Raw genomic sequence first — 12,960 nt, forward strand, 5'->3', positions numbered from 1 at the left:
AATAAATATAAATAAGTTCGTTATGCACCAGCTTCTTCAGTCAATAGCTGTAACTTCAGTAGCTTAATTCGAGAAATCCGCTTATTATCCGTTTCTTCTACAATAAACAGATGATCATCAAATTCTACAGACTGCCCTTTTTGAGGTGGATTAACCTCCAGTTTAGAATACAGCCAACCGCCTATCGTATCATAATCCTCAGTATCCATGTGGAGACCCAAAAGATCATTGATCTCTTCAATAAGCATCAAGCCGTCGATGGAGTGTTCATCCTCCCCCAGCTTCTCAACACCAGGACGCTCTTCATCGAACTCATCCTGAATTTCTCCTACAATTTCCTCCATGATATCTTCCAGTGTTACCATTCCCGATGTTCCACCATACTCATCAATCAGAATGGCGATTTGTGTCTTCGCACGCTGCATGACTTTCAGCAGAGCACTAATCTGAATAGATTCTGGTACGGTTAGTATAGGACGAATTAACTTATTATAGCTTTGTTCACGATCCCTAATTAAGTCCTTGATATGAATGAAGCCAAGAATGTGATCCTTATCTCCATCACAGACTGGATAACGCGTCCTCATTCCATCAAAAGCAATTTCAAGATTCTCTTCCGTTGGAAGATGATTATTCAGGCAGATCATTTCTGTCCGAGGAATCATGATCTCACGGGCCATCGTATCCACGAATTCAAAAATATTGTCAACTAGAGCCATTTCGGTATTATCGATAAAGCCGCTTTTATTACTTTCTTGCATGATAATACGGATCTCTTCTTCCGTATGCGCCGTCCCCAGCTCTGAAGCAGGGGCTAAACGGAAGATCCGTAATAAACCGCGTGCTAGCCCATTTACGATCCATATCACTGGATACATGATCTTGTAAAACACATTCATCGGTCCAGATGTTAGCAAGAGGACAGATTCAGCCTTGTTAACAGCAATAGTCTTAGGTGCAAGTTCACCTAGTACGATATGCAAGATAGTGATAAACATTAGAGCAATAATCAAAGATACAACATTAACTGCGGTTACCCCAAAACCTATACTTCCTAATAATGGCCCAACAAGGTTAGCTATAGCTGGTTGACCTAGCCATCCTAGCGCAAGCGAAGCCAAAGTAATACCAAGTTGACAGGCGGATAGATAACCTTCCAAGTTGCGTACGATGCTTCTCGCTTTTAAAGCTTTTTTACTACCTTCTTCAATAAGGGTATCAATTCTACCGCTTCGTACTTTTACCATTGCATATTCGACTGAAACAAAAAATCCGTTTAACAATACCAACAGAATAATAAGACCTACGTGTAATATACCGGGTAAAGGGTCGCTCAATTTATAATCCTATCCATCATTCTCCGTACGGATGGATAGGCCCACCTCCTTCGTTTTTTCAGAGTATCGGCAAGAAGCTTGCCAGTTGTTCCTTTCAGTATCAATTTCCCAATGGTTTCATCTCCAGTCTGGAATCACGTTTTTGAATATATACTTTATTATATTAATATATTGGGGCAAACCGCAAGCATGCGTGTCCTTTCGAAAAAAAATGGGTCTTTATTCCCCTTATTATTCCAAAATATCTGTCTGTATAAAGAAAACCCCCTCACCGTTAAGTGTTGGGGTTCATCCACAAATATTAGGACTTGATTAGCGACAGTTTCTTGTTGTAGGAGGATTACCAATGACACCAGGGTATTGATAAGTAAGGGGTTCATCAAATGTAGCATAATCAAAATAAATCATAAGTAATACAGTACGTTGACCTGTTACTGGGTCACTAATAATAATGTGGTCACGGCCCGCAGCTTCCAGTACACCCTTGTAAACTTTGGCATTCCACTCTTTGTTATTTTCGTAAGTAAAATAAAATGTACCTACTTTGCCTAAATTCAGTCTGAAGATATTTTCGATATACGATTGTTCAAACTGTTGAGGTGGGTTTTGAACTACAACCCCTCCTGGTGTCATCGGACTTCCGCTGCTAACTTGTGGCGGCATGCTACCCATGCCTTGCATCCCTTGCATTCCTTGCATTCCTGTAGACATTGGCATTTGCATACCTGAAGAAGAAACACTACCAATAGTATAAGTGACGGGACGGTATGGTTGAACGATCATTTAATGAAACCTCCTAAATGTTTATCGGAGCAGTTGCTCCCTTTGGACAACAAAGAATTTAAAACTAGCTTACTGAGAGAATTACTCATAAGTTGAGTAATTCTCTTTGCACAGTTCCCCTGCTAATTGCCAATAAATACAGCTGGGCAATCTTCTCCAGTCGGAGTAAAGAAACAATGAGCTTTAAAGCGGCCTGTGTTTTGTTGGTTATACCAGGTTGGAGGGCAATCCCCTACAGGACGGAAGAACCATAAAGCATTGGTCGCTGGCCAGGTTCTTTCACCTGCAATTGCACGTTTAGCAAGACGGATGTCTGCTTCTCTCGCTCGTTGATAGAAGTAGCTTTTTTGCGGGGCTTCGAATCCTCCTGGACTTTGATAGACCATGTCATTCACAGTACGAATGTTCAAAAAATCGAGGCAATTGCCAAGAATCCGATTGACACCAACATTGCCGACCATAAGCATGCCGAGATCTCCATCTTCCTCAGCTTCTGCTCTCATCAACCGCGCTAGCACCTTCACATCTTCCGAGTTCGTTTTGATGACGGCCACGCTGTCTCCTCCTTGGGGTTGCTTTTAGCTTGCAACCTCGTTCTTAACTGCATGCTGTATTGTATGTGCATTCGCCTAACTGGTGACAGCTCACGCCTAATTTTACAGTCGATTACTTTCTGCATCATTCTTAATAGTCGCAAATAAAAATCCATCTCCCTGTTCCACTAAAAGGAAAAGGGGGATGGATTTAGAATTAAAGTATGCTAATGGCTACTCCGCAGTGGAATATTGTGGCTGTCGCTCAAATCCGTGATATCTTGTACCTTGATAGGTAAGCATGCCTTTATCGCCTTCTGCACTCATTCCATATTCATGACCATCTACTTTAAATTCTATTCGATTGCCACCATTCAATTCGTACGTTAAGTAGTACGTTGTACTTGTACGACTTGAACCATTATCTTCTTGAGTCTGCTGCTGTCTTATTTCACTTCGTTTACTAACGATACGGGCAGGAATGGTTAACATGGGTGAGCTATTGTTCCGGCTCCATTGAAGCAAACCCCTGCCTGCTGATACTGCAAGAATACCAACGATTACAATGAGAAATATTGGCATCACTGTTCCAGAGAAATCAAACATCCATGAAAGATCCGGGCCCATTCCCATGACATTTTCCCCCTTCATACCCATGTAATTCCGACTTTTCCTTAGCTTCGGGCACTTCTGTACATGTATATGCCTCTTCTAGTTAAGAAAGCATTAAATTAATGAGACTTCATGCAAAAAGACCACTTCTTTTTCTTAGAATTCAAGAAATGAAGTGGTCTTTAATCATAGTTTTGAGTGATCAGATTAAGCATGAACGAGGTCTAGCAATTGCTTTGTTTCGTCAGTCTGATCGTCTAACATTCCGTTATCTGCCCAGCATGCTCTGCATTGTTCTTCTGTTTCACACAGGTGAGCGTCATCACAGTTGTAGCAAAGTTGCAGCAGGTTTCTTGTCATATAATCTGTTTCAAAAGTTTTCATTGTAATCTCTCCTATTCGAAAGTTGAGTTTGTGAAAATTTGAACTTGTTCTATGTGTTAAATATATCACACGATCATTCAAATGTCATGTGATTTTTTTCACATCTTTAAAGAAAATTTTAATTAAGTTTTTTCCTTATATTCAATTAATCAAAAATACGTAGTTTTGGGAATTCATCCCTTATACACAAAAAAAGAAGCTGTCCCAAAAGTAGCGTCCACCACTTAAGAAACAGCCCCTCTTCACTTTACATCACACGCCAACTAATCCCACCATTAGTGGTTTGTAAGAGGAGTGAGCGTTTTTGTTCTTTTTTCTCAATCAAAAGCCAGCCGACCTCTGGAGAAATAAACTGCATCTTAATCGTCTCAGGATATTCCTCAAGCTTTGACTGCAGAACATTGCTCTCCTTAAGGGGGAGCCAAGTGTTCCCTTGGTTAACAGTGTGGTAAAGGGTGTCACCGATGATGGCCCAACCGACTTGGGAATTCAGAAATGTAGGAGCACTCTGATGATTTCCTTCGGTTGAACTCTTTAATTCAAAAGGTGCAAATTTCCAATTATCTCCACCATTAGCTGTAAAGTAACCGTGGTAAGTAATCGTCTTATCTTTATCTTTTTGGCAGCCCACAGACATCCAGCCATTAGTTTTACTAGCATCGAAGAACTCTGGTTTGCCAGTAATCACTCTGTCACAGCTTTCCAGTTGTTCATTTACCAAAAAAGGTGATCCCGGATTCCAACTCTGACCACCGTCCTTAGTCATAAAGATCTTTGGAAGAGCACCTGTCTGCAGGGTCACAAATCCCTCTACACGGTTCTTGAATATCATTCCAGTACTTACACCTGTGAACGGAATCGAATGATTTGGAAGGTTCGGATTATATTGTTCATTCTGCATCACTTCTTCCCACGTGGCACCACCGTCTGAAGTTGAGTAAAGGGCCTTGCTCTCCCTGTTAGGAGTAGCTTTCGAAGAGGTCATCAGCCATCCTTGGGTCGGAGAATTAAAATAAACGGAAGATACATCATTATCATCGCCTAGTGATGAGATCTTCCAACTCTGACCACCATCCGTGGTTCGCAGCACAATGTTCTCTGTCGTACCAAATGCACTTCTTATAATCCAACCATGATTAGGGTCCGTAAAAAAGATGCCTTTTCCATAGACGGGCGTGGAAAGGAACTGTACATTTGGGGCAGGAGAAATATTAGCCCATGTCGCTCCATTATCACGGGTAATGTACAAACGAAGCTCATTTTTTGTAACACCCCAGACCATGCCCACTGTCTCGCTTAGCAAATGAAAGCCCGTAATTCTTGTTTGAACCTGATATTTCGGGGCACTCTCATTATTAGTATTGTTATCAGGTGGTGTAATCAGAGTAATCGTTTGTCCTTCTTCCGGTGCTTCTGTTGGCTGTGGCTGTGGAGAAGGCTCCGGTGGTGGTGAAGAACATGCCGAGACTATCCACGCTAAAAAAAATAGCATCAGAAACATTCTTAGTGTTTTCAATCCAGCAGTCCTAGATGTCAATGCCCTCTCTCCTCTCGTCTCGATTCTTATTTATGATTCAATTTACTATTACGGTAGCCGTATAAAAAATAGATCAGAAGCCCAAGAGCCGTCCAAATAAGAAATCCAATCCATGTCTCACTTCCTAGATTATACATCAAAAATCCGCATGTTGCCGCACTTAGCAACGGAATGAAAGGTACCCAGGGTACTCTGAACCCTCTTTTCATATTGGGGTGAATATACCGTAAGGCAATTACACCCAAAGAAACGACAAAAAAGGCAAACAGTGTTCCAATGCTTGTTAAATTAGCCAACCGATCCAAAGGTATGAAGCCAGTTAATACTGCTATAATGATACCAACCATCCATGTACTACGAATAGGCGTTTGAGTTTTAGCATTAATCTTAGATAATCCTTTTGGCAAAAGTCCATCCCGTGAGATTGCAAATATCAGTCGAGTTTGACCGAACAGCATCACGAGCAGCACTGTGGTCATTCCTGCAATAGCCCCTACCGAGATTAGTCCCGCTATCAGGTCCTGATTTACGACGCGAAGCGCATAAGAAACAGGATCACTTACATTGAGGTCCGTGTAAGGAATAATACCCGTTAATACGAGTGAAACTAGAATATACAATACTGAACAGATAGCAAGAGATGAAATTATCCCTATTGGCAAATCCCGCTGTGGTCGCTTTACTTCTTCTGCTGCAGTCGATAATGCATCAAACCCTATGTAGGCGAAGAAGACCGTTGCCGCACCATTCACGACACCTTGAAAGCCAAACGGTAGGAATGGAGTCCAGTTCTCTGGCTTAACATAGAAGAATCCCGTTACGATAAACAAAAGTACTACAGCAATTTTGATAACTACCATAATGGCATTAAAACGAGCAGTCTCTTTAGTTCCCCGTGTCAGTAAGTAGGAAATTAGTAAGATGATAATTACTGCTGGTAAATTAATAACGGTACCCGCTTCCGCATTATAAGCCCCAGATAGTGCTGTAGGAATATGTATCCCGAATCCCTCTAAAAGACCCTGTAAATAACCGGACCACCCACTGCTAACTGCCGCTGCTGCAACGCCGTATTCTAACACAAGATCCCAGCCTAAAATCCAAGCGAGTAATTCTCCAAATGCTACATAACTATAAGCATAGGCACTTCCGGAGACCGGGATGGTCGAAGCAAACTCTGAATAACAAAGGGCTGATAGCACGCACGCAAAAGCGGCTAACAGGAATGAAATCACAAGCCCAGGACCAGCGTGTTCTGCTGCCGCTACGCCTGTCATTACAAAAATACCAGTACCGATGATCGCTCCTACACCTAGCATGGTTAGATCTAGTGCACCAAGTGTTTTGTTTAACTTGGTTGCACCCGAGTTTGAAGGTGCGATTAACGGTTTTTTGCGAAATAAATCCATTCTTACATTCTCTCCTGTCTAGTCTTGTTGTCAAATTGTTTAGAGAATTTCTATTTAGTATGCCCAAAATGGGGTAATGCATTAAATAAGACCTGCTTGAAAACAATAACGTTAGCGATTATGATGGACAAGATTAAATACCAAAAATTTAAAATACTGAGGAGATGATATCATGCCCCCGAAACCCAATCGAGTCGTAGTCATTGGTACTGGAGCAGTTGGTACAACAACAGCCTATACATTATTGCTACGGAGACGTATGCCTGAGCTCGTACTTATTGACGTTAATCAAAAGAAAGCACTTGGAGAAGCGTTGGATATGAATCACGGCATGCCTTTTGTTGGTGGTGTGAAGCTATGGGCTGGTACATATGAAGATTGCCGTGAAGCGGATATCATCATTGTTACGGCCGGTGCATCACAAAAACCGGGTGAAACCCGGATAGATCTGCTCCGCAAAAACATTTCAATTTTCCGAGATATCGTTCAAAAAATAACAAAATACAATCAACATGCGATACTACTTATTGCTACTAACCCGGTAGATATTTTATCATATGCCACTTTAAAAATAAGCGGATTTGATCGCAGAAGAGTCATCGGTTCCGGAACAGTGTTGGATAGTGCACGATTTCGCTACCTGATCGGCCGCCATAAAGAAATTGATCCTCGCAGTATTCACGGACAGATTATCGGGGAACATGGAGACTCAGAACTTCCTGTTTGGAGTCTAGCGAATGTTGCCGGAATCGATCTTGGTTTTGATGAAGCAGAACAAAATGAAATTTTCGAGGATACTAAGAATGCCGCTTATGAAATTATTGATGCCAAAGGCTCTACCTCTTACGCAATAGCACTAGCACTTGATCGAATTGTAGTCTCCATTCTGCATAATGAAGGTTCTGTGTTGAACGTATCTACTTTATTGAATAATTATAATGGCGTTTCGGATGTCTACCTTGGTGCCCCTTGTATCGTAGATCGCTCCGGTGTACGAGAAGTACTAGATCTTCCACTAAATGAGACAGAAAAAGCTTTATTCCAGAAATCTGCCGAGAAGCTTAAGGCAGAGATTGCTAAGCTAGAACTGTAAGCAAGAATTGGGGCTGTCCCGAATGTCATGACTCATGACTGGGATAGTCCCTTTTTCACGAAAAAAATGCACTTTGAATTCTATCAAATCTGGACTTGCAATTTCGACATGGCTTCTTCCTTCTCCCGGCTCGTGATATGCGTGTAAACCGTTGTAGTCTGAATAGAAGAGTGTCCGAGCAGTTCCTGAACCGTTCGCAGATCCGCCCCTTTTCGTAACAGCATGGTAGCGAAGGAATGTCGAAGCTTGTGGCTGGAATATGGTCGACGTTGTGCAGCAGGCACATCCTTTTGGAAACGCTCGAAGGTGTCCGCAGCGATTTGCTGTATACCGCGAATGGACAGCCTGCGTCCCTTTTGTGAAATGAACATAGCCTCTTCTTTACTGCGCCAAGGTTCTAGCCGTTCTTCTATTGCCAGATCGAGAAAGGGGACCACATCCTCTGGAATCGGTACATTACGCCATTTACGTCCCTTACCAAACACTCGAAGTGAATGCCTTTCTACATTATAATCACTTAAATTCAGCGTGTGGACTTCCCCCACCCGAAGCCCCATATAGGACATGAGTAAAAAAACTGCTAAATTACGGCCTTTGTACTTCCCGTCTATAGAAGATAAAAATCGCCCCAGATCACCTTCATCTAAGTAGACTGGCTCACGATTGATCTCTGTCTTAGATTTCTTGATCCCAGCTGCAGGATTGGTTAGAAGTAATTCCAGTTCAATTAATGCCTTAAAAAAACAGTTAATAGAGGCATGCTTCCGGTTACGGGTAGCATCACTTACTCCACGTTCACGCACAGACGTAAGAAAGGAAATAACATGTAACTTCTTTACCGATTCAAGCTTTTTTCCATTTAGACTTTCTAAGAACTGTCTTACATCTACTAAATAGGATTTCTGCGTATAGGGAGTGTAACCGGCATCCTTCATCCAGATTAAAAAAGCCTCAAGCCCCTCTTCGTAGTCTTCACTCCACTCATTCATGGCTTCGAGCCTCCCTTGATTTCGACAATCTATTGTACCATAGAATAGCTACAAGATTTATACTTAAGTACTCCATTTTTCAGCGTGCTTTTGTACAGTCTTTAAAAACTCTGTTAGTACAGGTGATTTCCATTTCTTATGATGATAGGCTATTTGAGTAGCCACACGCTGCGATTCATCATTCCAATTCAAACTAGCTAACTTTCCCTCCGCTAATTCATTGTTCACTGTAATCAGTGGAATAAAAGCGATACCTAGGTCCGCCATAACACATTGCTTGATCGCCTCAATACTCCAAAACTCTAACGTAGGGTCAGGAAATACTCCATGACTGTTTAAATGATGTTCAAACAAAGTACGGTAGCTACAACCCGTTTCTGTATGCAATATCGTTTCTCCCTTAAGATGAACCGGCTCTACCTCTGAAAGACTCACTAAGGGGTGATCTGGTGGGGCGATCAAGGTCATTTGTTCATGCACCAGTGTTTCTATGTTCAGATCTTTATCTTCTGTCTCTGGTTGCAATAAGAAGGCCAGATCCAGTTCACCGGAGCGGACTAAGTCCGTTAGCTCCCAGCAGACCCCAGGCTTCAAAATAATTTGGACCTTCGGATATTTCGTGCGAAACTCCTTGATAATGCCTGGTAAGCGAAAAGCAGCCAGAGATTCAGGTGCGCCAATTCTTAAAGTCCCTGTTAGCTCACTCTCGGAGCGAAGAGCATCTTCCGCTAGAGAGTGCATTCTGGAGATCTCTTGAGCGAATGGGAGCAGACGGCGGCCTGCATCGGTTAGGATGATCTTTTTACTGATCCGATCGAATAAAGGCTGACCTATTTCAGTCTCTAGCGCTTGGATCTGTGCGGTAATACTGGATTGTGCATAATCAAGCTTCTGTGCAGCGCGTGTGAAGCTACCCGTCTCCACTACGACTATAAAGGTAAAAAGATGACGTGATTCCATACGTGCCCCCTGAATAATAGTTACCCATCGGAATTTCGAATGGATACTATTCAAAAAATCTGTTTTTCCAATGGTTCTATTATCTGCTACTCTATAACAAAAGACAATGAAAGCAGGATTAAAAATCATGAAAGATTCAAGTTCAAACACATTACAAAGAAACATCGGCATGCCCCAAGCCATAGCTCTTTATATCGGCGCTGTATTGGGCTCGGGGGTCTTAATCGTGCCCGGGCTGGCTGCAGAAATGGCTGGTCCCGCTTCATTACTGGCATGGGGATTTATGACGTTATTGATATTGCCAATGGCCTTATCGATGGGACTGCTCTCTGCCAAATTTCCTAACGCAGGAGGCGTGTCACACTTCGTTACCCTTGCTTTCGGACCTAAAGCTGGATCTTTAGTGGGCTGGTTCTTCCTAATGTCCGTTCCAATTGGTGCGCCTGTCGCTGCACTGACCGGTGCTGGTTACATGACAGCCGCAATGGGCTGGAATGAACCTGCGAGAATTACTATCGCTGCAGTGATGTTAGCCATTGGGCTAATTACTAACTGGATTGGCATGCAAGTGGCTGGAAAGGTACAAATTGCCGTAGTAATTGCAATTGTAGCTGTTCTCGTCTTCTCCTTTGCTACTGCACTTCCACGGATGGAGGTGGAACACTTCACACCCTTTGTCCCACATGGATGGATGAGCATTGGTCAGGCTGCAGCAATCTTATTTTGGTGTTTTATTGGCTGGGAGGCTGTCTCACATCTTTCTGAGGAGTTCAAAGACCCACAGCGAGCTGCAGTTAAAGGTGTGACCATCGCTGCTACTATTGTAGGTATTCTATATTTCTTATCAGCTTTAGCAACAGTTGGTACACAAAGCTATCTTAAAGGTGGGTCAAGCACTTCGCTCGTTTGGATCATCAGCCAGCCTCTTGGACGCTGGGGAGGATTTATCGCAGGTCTTACAGGTCTATTCATTTGTACTGCCACCATTATCGCTTATGCCGGTGCGGCCTCACGTGTGGCTTATGCGTTATCACGTCAGGGCTATGCGCCGAAATGGATGGGTAGACTATCCAAACAGTATCATACCCCAATCGGCGGGATAGCTTTCCTGCTCCTCTGTTTCGTGACGGTGATGTCACTGTACGGCAGCGGATCGATATCAATCACTACTTTGATTCAGTTTCCGAATGCGACATTCATTCTAACCTATATCGGAGGCTGTGCTGCGGGGATACGTCTACTCAAGGGGAGCAGATTAGGTGTGACGATTAGCTGGATCTCTTTTCTAGCTACTGCTGCCGTGTTTCCTTTTACAGGCTGGGCGATAGGTTATCCGTTACTTATTACTTTGATGTTTATTTTGATCTTTCGTCTTAAACATAAACAAGGGGTTACCGGAATAAAGGATTTAAGTAATGAAATATATGACGGTCAACGAAAAGTGTTATGAATATCAGAAACCCGTAACCAGTCCTTTATCAGGATCGGTTACGGGTTTCTTTCACTTTATTTTTTTAAAAATTTGATATGATTCCAATATTCTCCTTAATCTTGGTTTTAATAAATGGGTCAATTCTTTCAGGGAGCTGAAGCGGGTGATGAAATTTAGCATCAAGAACCTCTACTCCGTCTGGTTGAATAACCCCCTCATAGTCTGTGCAAATATATCCAATAATAACATTGTAATACTCATGGCCGTTCCTTAATTTTGTATACAGTTCTTTTCCAGAAAACACACCCATTAAATGAAGCGTCTTAATCGTTATACCAAGCTCTTCCTTGACTTCGCGTCTAGCACACTCTTCTACTGATTCACCAAGCTCCATTAACCCGCCAGGAACTCCCCAGGTGCCATCTTCATGCTGGACTAATAATAGTTCACCTGAAGAATTAATAATTATTATACTCGGCCTTACCAAAATTACAGGTTTATTTCCAACCAGTTCTCGAAGTGATTCAACATACCCCATCTGCACGCCTCCTTTTATTACAAGGTTATATCCTTTTTAAAACCTCATATTCTTCCATTATTTTACTCAGCTTATCTGTTCATGTACATGAGCGAATCAAAGAAATCTTCCTTCTATACTTGCATTTTTCTAGCTAGTAATTAAAAAGCTTACGTTTCAGCGTTCGTTTAGTTGGTTATGGAATGAAGAGGGTAAACTATACTATGACCAGACAAAGGAGACGATACATCATGCCAAATCAACCAAAGATCATTCTCGAGCCAGCAGCGCAGAAATTTGCCGATGATAATTCAAAACCTCCGTTCCTTCCTGATCTTGGACCAGAAAAAGGTCGTGAGACGGTAGATACAGTACAATCCAGTGAGATTAATAAGCCTGAAGTCGATATCGAAGATCTTATGGTACCAGGAGGACCTAACGGTAATGTTTCTGTTAGAATTGTTCGGCCCCCTAGCTCCTCTACCGCATCGTTGCCAGTCATCCTATACATTCATGGTGCAGGCTGGGTATTTGGCAATGCGCATACCCATGATCGCTTAATCCGTGAATTAGCTGTTGGCGCGGAGGCAGCAGTCGTATTCCCAAATTACAGCCTATCTCCAGAAGCTAAATATCCTAACGCAATTGAAGAAATCTATGCTGTTCTAAAATGGATCGCTGAACAGGGCAGTGATCATGCCCTTGATGCTACCAAGCTATCCATAGGTGGTGATAGTGTCGGCGGGAATATGGCAGCAGCCGTTACTCTTATGGCAAAAGAACGCAGTGGCCCAAAAATAGGGAAACAACTATTGTTCTATCCGGTAACTGATGCCTCATTTGATACCGAATCCTATCATGAGTTCGCCGAAGGATATTTCCTACAGCGTGACGGAATGAAATGGTTCTGGGATCAATATACAACTGACTCAGCCGAGCGGAATCAGATCACAGCCTCCCCGCTTCGTGCCAGTGTAGAGCAGTTACGCGATCTGCCTGAAGCACTAGTCATAACGGGTGAAGCAGATGTTCTACGTGATGAAGGTGAAGCTTATGCTGCCAAATTACGTGAAGCTGGCGTCACTGTCACAGCAGTTCGCTTTCAAGGGATCATACATGATTTTGTGATGTTAAATCCTTTAGCAGAAACCAATGCCAAAAAAGCCGCCATCAAGTTGGCGACTACCTGGCTTCGTGAAGGCTTCTAAAACTAATAAGTCCATCGACATTTTCTACATGAGGGAGTGTCTCAAAGGCCATGAAATGGCTTCTGGGACACTTATTTTTTTGATGAATACTTACGTTGACGGTCGTTACCTTCTACATTGAATTCCTGACATTTCTTCTATTGACTCTTAACCATCCTTAGGGGAC

Annotated in this window: 13 protein-coding genes; 3 read left to right on the forward strand and 10 right to left on the reverse strand. The window is 42.6% G+C overall.

The window, feature by feature from the left end:
- Positions 1–20: 20 nt before the first annotated feature.
- The 7 genes from ACN6MV_RS16875 to ACN6MV_RS16905 all read right to left on the reverse strand — a co-directional run bounded on the left by ACN6MV_RS16875 (position 21) and on the right by ACN6MV_RS16905 (position 6,595).
- Positions 21–1,337, reverse strand: a complete 1,317-nt coding sequence (locus tag ACN6MV_RS16875; RefSeq protein ID WP_042128180.1) for a hemolysin family protein — start codon at positions 1,335–1,337, stop codon at positions 21–23.
- 312 nt (positions 1,338–1,649) lie between these two features.
- Positions 1,650–2,060, reverse strand: coding sequence for a spore coat protein GerQ (gerQ, locus tag ACN6MV_RS16880; RefSeq protein WP_371916527.1), 411 nt, complete (start codon positions 2,058–2,060; stop codon positions 1,650–1,652).
- A gap of 182 nt (positions 2,061–2,242) precedes the next feature.
- Positions 2,243–2,674, reverse strand: coding sequence for a cell wall hydrolase (locus tag ACN6MV_RS16885; RefSeq protein WP_042128184.1), 432 nt, complete (start codon positions 2,672–2,674; stop codon positions 2,243–2,245).
- A 213-nt stretch (positions 2,675–2,887) separates the two neighbouring features.
- Positions 2,888–3,280, reverse strand: coding sequence for a DUF2500 domain-containing protein (locus ACN6MV_RS16890; protein WP_419886770.1), 393 nt, complete (start codon positions 3,278–3,280; stop codon positions 2,888–2,890).
- A 192-nt stretch (positions 3,281–3,472) separates the two neighbouring features.
- The gene (locus ACN6MV_RS16895) at positions 3,473–3,649 is read right to left on the reverse strand and encodes a hypothetical protein (RefSeq protein ID WP_170880345.1); all 177 of its coding nucleotides are present in this window, start codon (positions 3,647–3,649) and stop codon (positions 3,473–3,475) included.
- A gap of 247 nt (positions 3,650–3,896) precedes the next feature.
- Complete coding sequence (locus ACN6MV_RS16900) at positions 3,897–5,186, reverse strand: WD40/YVTN/BNR-like repeat-containing protein (RefSeq protein ID WP_052414625.1); 1,290 nt, start codon at positions 5,184–5,186, stop codon at positions 3,897–3,899.
- A gap of 26 nt (positions 5,187–5,212) precedes the next feature.
- On the reverse strand, positions 5,213–6,595 hold the full coding sequence (locus ACN6MV_RS16905; protein WP_042128186.1) for an amino acid permease: 1,383 nt from the start codon (positions 6,593–6,595) through the stop codon (positions 5,213–5,215).
- Positions 6,596–6,767: 172 nt separating this feature from the next.
- Between ACN6MV_RS16905 and ACN6MV_RS16910 the strand changes: the two genes are divergently transcribed.
- Positions 6,768–7,688, forward strand: a complete 921-nt coding sequence (locus tag ACN6MV_RS16910) for an L-lactate dehydrogenase (protein ID WP_042128188.1) — start codon at positions 6,768–6,770, stop codon at positions 7,686–7,688.
- Between the two features lie 83 nt (positions 7,689–7,771).
- Here the strand turns inward: ACN6MV_RS16910 and ACN6MV_RS16915 are convergent, their stop codons facing one another.
- The gene (locus tag ACN6MV_RS16915) at positions 7,772–8,677 is read right to left on the reverse strand and encodes a tyrosine-type recombinase/integrase (protein ID WP_042128190.1); all 906 of its coding nucleotides are present in this window, start codon (positions 8,675–8,677) and stop codon (positions 7,772–7,774) included.
- 63 nt (positions 8,678–8,740) lie between these two features.
- The gene (locus ACN6MV_RS16920; RefSeq protein WP_042128192.1) at positions 8,741–9,637 is read right to left on the reverse strand and encodes a LysR family transcriptional regulator; all 897 of its coding nucleotides are present in this window, start codon (positions 9,635–9,637) and stop codon (positions 8,741–8,743) included.
- A 127-nt stretch (positions 9,638–9,764) separates the two neighbouring features.
- Here ACN6MV_RS16920 and ACN6MV_RS16925 point away from each other — a divergent pair, with 127 nt between their 5' ends.
- Positions 9,765–11,087, forward strand: coding sequence for an APC family permease (locus tag ACN6MV_RS16925; RefSeq protein WP_419884464.1), 1,323 nt, complete (start codon positions 9,765–9,767; stop codon positions 11,085–11,087).
- 64 nt (positions 11,088–11,151) lie between these two features.
- Here the strand turns inward: ACN6MV_RS16925 and ACN6MV_RS16930 are convergent, their stop codons facing one another.
- Complete coding sequence (locus tag ACN6MV_RS16930) at positions 11,152–11,607, reverse strand: NUDIX hydrolase (protein WP_419884465.1); 456 nt, start codon at positions 11,605–11,607, stop codon at positions 11,152–11,154.
- A gap of 230 nt (positions 11,608–11,837) precedes the next feature.
- On the opposite strand from ACN6MV_RS16930, the gene ACN6MV_RS16935 reads away from it, so the two are divergent.
- Positions 11,838–12,794, forward strand: a complete 957-nt coding sequence (locus ACN6MV_RS16935; protein ID WP_419884466.1) for an alpha/beta hydrolase — start codon at positions 11,838–11,840, stop codon at positions 12,792–12,794.
- Positions 12,795–12,960 lie beyond the last annotated feature (166 nt).

The sequence above is a fragment of the Paenibacillus sp. B-A-8 genome, from assembly GCF_048572915.1.
Lineage (GTDB): Bacteria > Bacillota > Bacilli > Paenibacillales > Paenibacillaceae > Paenibacillus_AQ.

Excerpts from the sequence above, each read along its gene's own strand:
- gerQ (WP_371916527.1), bottom strand. The coding sequence starts at position 2,060 with ATGCAAATGCCAATGTCTACAGGAATGCAAGGAATGCAAGGGATGCAA.
- ACN6MV_RS16890 (WP_419886770.1), bottom strand. The coding sequence starts at position 3,280 with ATGGGCCCGGATCTTTCATGGATGTTTGATTTCTCTGGAACAGTGATG.
- ACN6MV_RS16895 (WP_170880345.1), bottom strand. The coding sequence starts at position 3,649 with ATGAAAACTTTTGAAACAGATTATATGACAAGAAACCTGCTGCAACTT.
- ACN6MV_RS16905 (WP_042128186.1), bottom strand. The coding sequence starts at position 6,595 with ATGGATTTATTTCGCAAAAAACCGTTAATCGCACCTTCAAACTCGGGT.
- ACN6MV_RS16910 (WP_042128188.1), top strand. The coding sequence starts at position 6,768 with ATGCCCCCGAAACCCAATCGAGTCGTAGTCATTGGTACTGGAGCAGTT.
- ACN6MV_RS16915 (WP_042128190.1), bottom strand. The coding sequence starts at position 8,677 with ATGAATGAGTGGAGTGAAGACTACGAAGAGGGGCTTGAGGCTTTTTTA.
- ACN6MV_RS16920 (WP_042128192.1), bottom strand. The coding sequence starts at position 9,637 with ATGGAATCACGTCATCTTTTTACCTTTATAGTCGTAGTGGAGACGGGT.
- ACN6MV_RS16925 (WP_419884464.1), top strand. The coding sequence starts at position 9,765 with ATGAAAGATTCAAGTTCAAACACATTACAAAGAAACATCGGCATGCCC.
- ACN6MV_RS16930 (WP_419884465.1), bottom strand. The coding sequence starts at position 11,607 with ATGGGGTATGTTGAATCACTTCGAGAACTGGTTGGAAATAAACCTGTA.
- ACN6MV_RS16935 (WP_419884466.1), top strand. The coding sequence starts at position 11,838 with ATGCCAAATCAACCAAAGATCATTCTCGAGCCAGCAGCGCAGAAATTT.